Annotated in this window: 6 protein-coding genes; all 6 read left to right on the top strand. The window is 53.9% G+C overall.

The features are described 5' to 3' along the window. The coding region (locus RMSM_RS41655; protein ID WP_478212721.1) for a tetratricopeptide repeat protein at nt 1–1,218 on the top strand (1,218 nt) is incomplete at its 5' end. Nucleotides 1,219–1,347: 129 nt separating this feature from the next. Further along, complete coding sequence (locus tag RMSM_RS35445) at nt 1,348–2,379, top strand: tetratricopeptide repeat protein (protein ID WP_040771292.1); 1,032 nt, start codon at nt 1,348–1,350, stop codon at nt 2,377–2,379. A 302-nt stretch (nt 2,380–2,681) separates the two neighbouring features. Next, nucleotides 2,682–3,476, top strand: coding sequence for a MotA/TolQ/ExbB proton channel family protein (locus tag RMSM_RS35440; protein WP_008709307.1), 795 nt, complete (start codon nt 2,682–2,684; stop codon nt 3,474–3,476). Then, nucleotides 3,477–3,914 carry an ExbD/TolR family protein gene (locus RMSM_RS35435; RefSeq protein WP_008709306.1) on the top strand — a complete coding sequence of 146 codons (438 nt, stop codon included), beginning with the start codon at nt 3,477–3,479 and terminating at the stop codon, nt 3,912–3,914. It abuts the gene before it with no gap. Beyond that, nucleotides 3,911–4,384, top strand: coding sequence for an ExbD/TolR family protein (locus RMSM_RS35430; RefSeq protein ID WP_008709304.1), 474 nt, complete (start codon nt 3,911–3,913; stop codon nt 4,382–4,384). The genes RMSM_RS35435 and RMSM_RS35430 overlap by 4 nt, the downstream gene beginning before the upstream one ends. A gap of 28 nt (nt 4,385–4,412) precedes the next feature. Next, nucleotides 4,413–5,003 carry an anthranilate synthase component II gene (locus RMSM_RS35425; RefSeq protein ID WP_008709302.1) on the top strand — a complete coding sequence of 197 codons (591 nt, stop codon included), beginning with the start codon at nt 4,413–4,415 and terminating at the stop codon, nt 5,001–5,003. Nucleotides 5,004–5,106: the final 103 nt, after the last annotated feature.

Raw genomic sequence — 5,106 nt, 5'->3', positions numbered from 1 at the left:
AATCAATCGATCGTCGCTCGACAGGAAAAGAACGATCAACTCGCCGACAAACTGTTGGGCGATGCCGAGAAAGAATTAACCAAGGGATTGGCGGGAATCAAGGGCGGGCTGATCGAACCCGAAGGCCTGCGAGCCGCATTGGTGTTGGCCAAAGTCTACTTGCGTAAAGGCGAAGATGCTAAAGCGTTGGCAACGCTGGACCATAAAACCTATGGTCCGGTGAAGTTGATCAGCAAGATTGCTGCCGATGACGATGCGTTACAAGGCGATCTATACGCCACCGAATTGACCACAATTGTCCAGCGGATGACTAGCGATGGGACCGACCCGACCGCATTGCTAAAACGCGCCACCGCGGTCATGGACAAGCTTCGCAAAACCTACAAAGGCGAAGACGGCCAAAAGCGATTGCAATCCATCTACATCGGGATGGCTCGCAGCTTAAAGGATGAACTGGAAACCGCCAATGCCGCGAAAAAAGACAAACTGATCGACGCGTTTCGTGTCTTTTTGACTCAGATCGCGGAAACCACCAAGGACCCCGCGACGCTGCAGTGGATCGTGCAAACACTGGTTCAATTGGGCGAAGCGGCGATGCCCGAGGCTGAGACCAAAGCGACCGGCCGCGCCAAAGAACTGCTGGAAACGGCAATCAAGACGTTCGAGCAACTCAAAGCCGATAATCCCGATGTGCCGCTATCGGTTCAATTTCAATTGGCCCGCAGCTACCGCTTGGTCGGTCAATACAAGAATTCGCTCGATGTGCTTGAACAAATCCTGCTCGAAAAACCAACCATGCTGGACGCGCAAGTCGAAGCCGCGACGGCGTACGAAAACTGGGCGGGCGAGCTTCCTGACAAATTTGCGCCAAGGGCTTACCAAACCGCACTCAATGGCGGACGTCCCGGTCCAAACAAGCAAAACACCATCTGGGGCTGGGGCAAGATCAGCAAGCTAACCAACGGGAATGAACAATTCAAAGAGATCTTTTTTGATGCCCGCTTCCACATCGCGTATTCGCGTTTTCTGTGGGGGCGACGCGCAAACGACAACGCGATCATGAAACGAGCGATCACGGACATCACCCAAGTCGAAGGGATCTATCCCGAACTGGGTGGCCCGGCACAACGAGCTAAATTTGACGCGTTGCTTCGTCAAATCCAAAAACAGGTAGGCGATCCGGTGAAAGGATTACCACCGCTGCCCCCGGCCGGCTAAGGCCGGTTCCGCAATCGGTTGCCCCAAAGTGCTTCCGCAAAGCGGCGCAGCCTCGGTTGCAGATAAAAACCTTTTCCATAACCAAACTCATCTCAACAAACTCACTTCAACAAGCCTGACCGAGTGAAAATGAAATACTTTAACGCCGCACTGATGTCCGCCGTCTGGATCGGCTGGGTGCTATTGGGAAATACGGTTCAAGCACAAAACGACCGGATCTATCCAAGTTCGGGTTCGCCTGTGATTGGCTCGGTCGCCGAGACCAGCCCACAAGGGATTCAGGTCAAAGTCGGAGGCAACACGCAGAACTTTGTCGCCGGTGAAATCGAAAAGATCTTGTTCGCTGGCGACTCTCCGGCCCTGACCAAAGGACGCGAGTTTGCGTTGGACGGTCAATACGATCAAGCGATGCAAGAGTTAAAGACGGTCAACATAGGCGAACTGCCGCGTGACGTGATCAAAGCCGATGCGATGTTCTACACCGCCTATTCGATGAGCCAATTGGCGATTGCAGGCAAGGGAAACAAACAAGCGGCGAAGCAAGCGATGTTAGCGTTTGCGTCAAAGCACCGTGATTCGTGGCATTTTTTCGAAGCCGCCAAGGTGCTTGGCGATCTTGCCCTCGCACTCGGCGATCAAGAGGGCGCGTTGAAGTTCTACGGATCGCTTCGCCAAGCACCGACCGTGAACGCAAAGATCGAACAGGTCTATTTGACCGGAATGGTTCACTTGCACAGCGGTGACGCCGACGCGGCGATTACCGAGTTCGACAAAGTTTTGGGATTGAAAGTCGACTCGGTGGAAGCCGCCCGTTTGCAATCGCTATCCACCGCCGGAAAAGCGGCTGCGTTGGCCTCGAAAAAACAGGCGGACGAAGGCTTGAAATTGGTCTCAACGCTGATCCGCGAGATGAACCCGACGGATGTCGAAATGGCGGCGCGGACCTACAACGCGCAAGGGGCGATTTACGAAGCCAAAGGGGACACCGAAGGGGCGATCATGGCTTATCTGCATACACACTTGATGTTTTCAGGTCAAAGTGATGCCCACGCCGTGGCGCTTTCGAAACTAGTCGAGTTGTGGCCCAAGGTTGGAAAACCCGAACGGGGTGCCGAAGCACGCCAAGAATTGCAACAACGTTATCCCGGATTTGGCAAATAATTCAAATGCGGATCCGGCTTTTGCCGTTGCGAGCGGACCTTCGAGCCTCTTTTCTCAATCGATTCGAGTTGCTTGGAGGGTGCAAGGGTACTTTTCCCCAACTATCCTGTTCAAATGCTAGAATTCAGTGGTTCCGGGATCGGGACCGTTCAAGATCGCTGAAAATTAAAAACATCTACACGTTCCCCGCTTCTTATCTTCAGAGAGTCTCGTTGATGTTCGCTGCCTGCGGTTCCCTCCTGCATCCTGCCCGTCTCAGCACGCCCAGCATGCACACGTTTCGTTCTGTGGGTCTAGCGCTCATGGCATCGCTATTCCTAATCGCCCCTGTGTCAGCTCAGGATGATGCTGCCGCAGAATTTGGCGAACCTGAACCCGCTGCGGCAGCACCTGCGGATGTGCCCGCCGACGTCCCGGCGGATGACGGTGCGGCTTCGCCGGCAAAGAAATCGAGCGATCAGAACCTGCTCGCTTGGACAATCGAAGCACTCGGTTTGACCTATTCGTTCGTGTTCCTGGTGTTGTCGATCACACTCGTTTCGCTGTTTGTGATGAATGTATTGGCCGCTCGCCGCGATACGCTGTGTCCTCACGAATTGGTCGAAGGTTTCGAAGAGAAGCTAAACGAGAAACAATTCCAAGAAGCCTATGACATGGCCAAAGCCGACGAATCCGTGCTCGGCCAAGTGCTTTCCGCCGGATTAGCACGTTTGTCCCGCGGCTACAACAAGGCGCTCGAAGGGATGCAGGAAGTCGGTGAAGAGGAAAGCATGAAGCTTGAACATCGGCTGAGCTACATGGCGCTGATCGGTAACCTCAGCCCAATGATCGGATTGTTTGGTACGGTTCACGGGATGATTGAATCGTTCCAAGTGATCGCACTTGGTGGAGCGTCGCCGAAACCCGCTGACTTGGCCGCCGGTATCTCGACGGCACTTTTCACGACGTTGATTGGATTGGCGATCGCGATTCCTGCGATCGCGGCCTACAACGTGTTGCGGAACCGCGTCTCGCGTATGCTGCTGGAAATCGGTGTGACCAGCGAAAACTTGATGAGCCGTTTTGAGGACGTTACGCCTCAGGGGACCAAAGCTTAAATGCGAGTCAAATCAAAAAAACCTGACTTGGCCGAAGGCGACTTGACGCCGATGATCGACATGACGTTTCAGTTGATCGCGTTTTTCATGGTGTTGATCAATTTTGCGCAAACCGAAGCGAATGATCGTGTCGTGTTGCCTAACAGCCAATTGGTGAAACCGCCCGAAGTGCCGCTCGAGTTTCCGATCATCCTGCATGTGGCGATGGATGGTGAAATTGTGCTTGGCGGCGACGATTACACTGTGGAAACGCTACGAGTCGGATTGCTACGTGAATTGACGGTGATTGAATCCGAGGGCAAGACCGCTGATGACGCAAACGTCGTCATCCGGGCTCACAAAGACACCGCTGCCGGTGATGTGCAAGAGGTGATCCGAGTGGCGCAAGAACAGAAACTCGTTAACTTTGCGCTGCGTGTGAAGGAAGACAACCGATGAAAATTCGCAACCAAGGCGAGAACGAGAAGAACGAACTCAACATGACCAGCATGATTGACATCGTCTTTCTGTTGCTGGTGTTCTTCGTGATGACCTTCAAAGTCGTGGAAATGGAAGGCGACTTCAGCGTGCGGATGCCGCTGGGGGATAGCCAGGGTGCTGCCGATCCAACTGACCTCGGATTGAAACTGCGACTGCGAGCCGATTCGCAAGGGCGATTGGCTTCGATGGCACTGAATGATTCGGACTTAGGCACCGATTACGACGCACTGCGAGCCCGCATTGTTTCGCAAATCGGATCGACTACGCCGACCGAAGAGGACGAGGGCCCTGAACTCGAAATCGATACCGATTACAACTTACGCTATGAAAATGTCATCAAGGCCATCACGGCGGTAAGTGGGTACAAAGATGGCAACGAAGTTGTCAAACTGATCGAAAAGATTAAGTTTGCCAAGCCGCGTCGTTAGCGGCCCGATCCATTAGAAGCGGTTTCGCATGATTCTATTGCTGGACAACTACGACTCCTTTGTCCACAACTTGGCCAGATACTTTCGCCAACTCGGCTGCGACACTCGCGTGGTTCGTAGCGACGAGATCGATGCCCAGGGATGTTTGACGCTTGCTCCCGAAGCGATCGTGATCTCGCCCGGCCCGAAAAGCCCTCATGAAGCTGGCTGCTCGGTCCCCGTGATTCGCGAACTATCATCGAAGATCCCAATGCTAGGCGTTTGTCTGGGACATCAATCGATTGGCGTTGCCTTTGGTGGCATCGTGCTGCGATGTGGTCCCGAGCATGGCATTCAGTCATCGATCGTTCATAACAGGCAGGGCATCTTTGATCATATTGCCTCACCGATGCATGTCGGCAGGTATCACTCGTTGGCAATCGATCCCGATCATCTACCCAATGAACTCGAGGTGACTGCCCACAGCGATGATGGGGTGATCATGGGAATCCAGCACCGCAGTCGGCCGGTCTATGGAGTTCAGTTTCATCCCGAGTCGATCTTGACGGACGATGGTAGCCGTCTGCTTGAAAACTTTGTCTCGATTGCAGCCCAATGGCGACGGGAACTGGCATTGTGATCTTGGAATCGATCGTCACGTCGGTAGGTGCCGACGGACAAATCAACATCGCCCCGATGGGCCCGATTGTCTCGGAATCGCTAGCTCATGGCGACGCCGAGGG

The sequence above is a fragment of the Rhodopirellula maiorica SM1 genome, from assembly GCF_000346295.1.
In the GTDB taxonomy this organism is placed as follows: domain Bacteria; phylum Planctomycetota; class Planctomycetia; order Pirellulales; family Pirellulaceae; genus Novipirellula; species Novipirellula maiorica.
Note: the sequence above shows the minus strand (reverse complement) of the source record. Positions and strands in the feature narration are given on the sequence as shown.

Bases quoted from the DNA above. Each gene is read 5' to 3' on its own strand.
- RMSM_RS35445 (WP_040771292.1), top strand. From the start codon at position 1,348: ATGAAATACTTTAACGCCGCACTGATGTCCGCCGTCTGGATCGGCTGG.
- RMSM_RS35440 (WP_008709307.1), top strand. From the start codon at position 2,682: ATGGCATCGCTATTCCTAATCGCCCCTGTGTCAGCTCAGGATGATGCT.
- RMSM_RS35435 (WP_008709306.1), top strand. From the start codon at position 3,477: ATGCGAGTCAAATCAAAAAAACCTGACTTGGCCGAAGGCGACTTGACG.
- RMSM_RS35430 (WP_008709304.1), top strand. From the start codon at position 3,911: ATGAAAATTCGCAACCAAGGCGAGAACGAGAAGAACGAACTCAACATG.
- RMSM_RS35425 (WP_008709302.1), top strand. From the start codon at position 4,413: ATGATTCTATTGCTGGACAACTACGACTCCTTTGTCCACAACTTGGCC.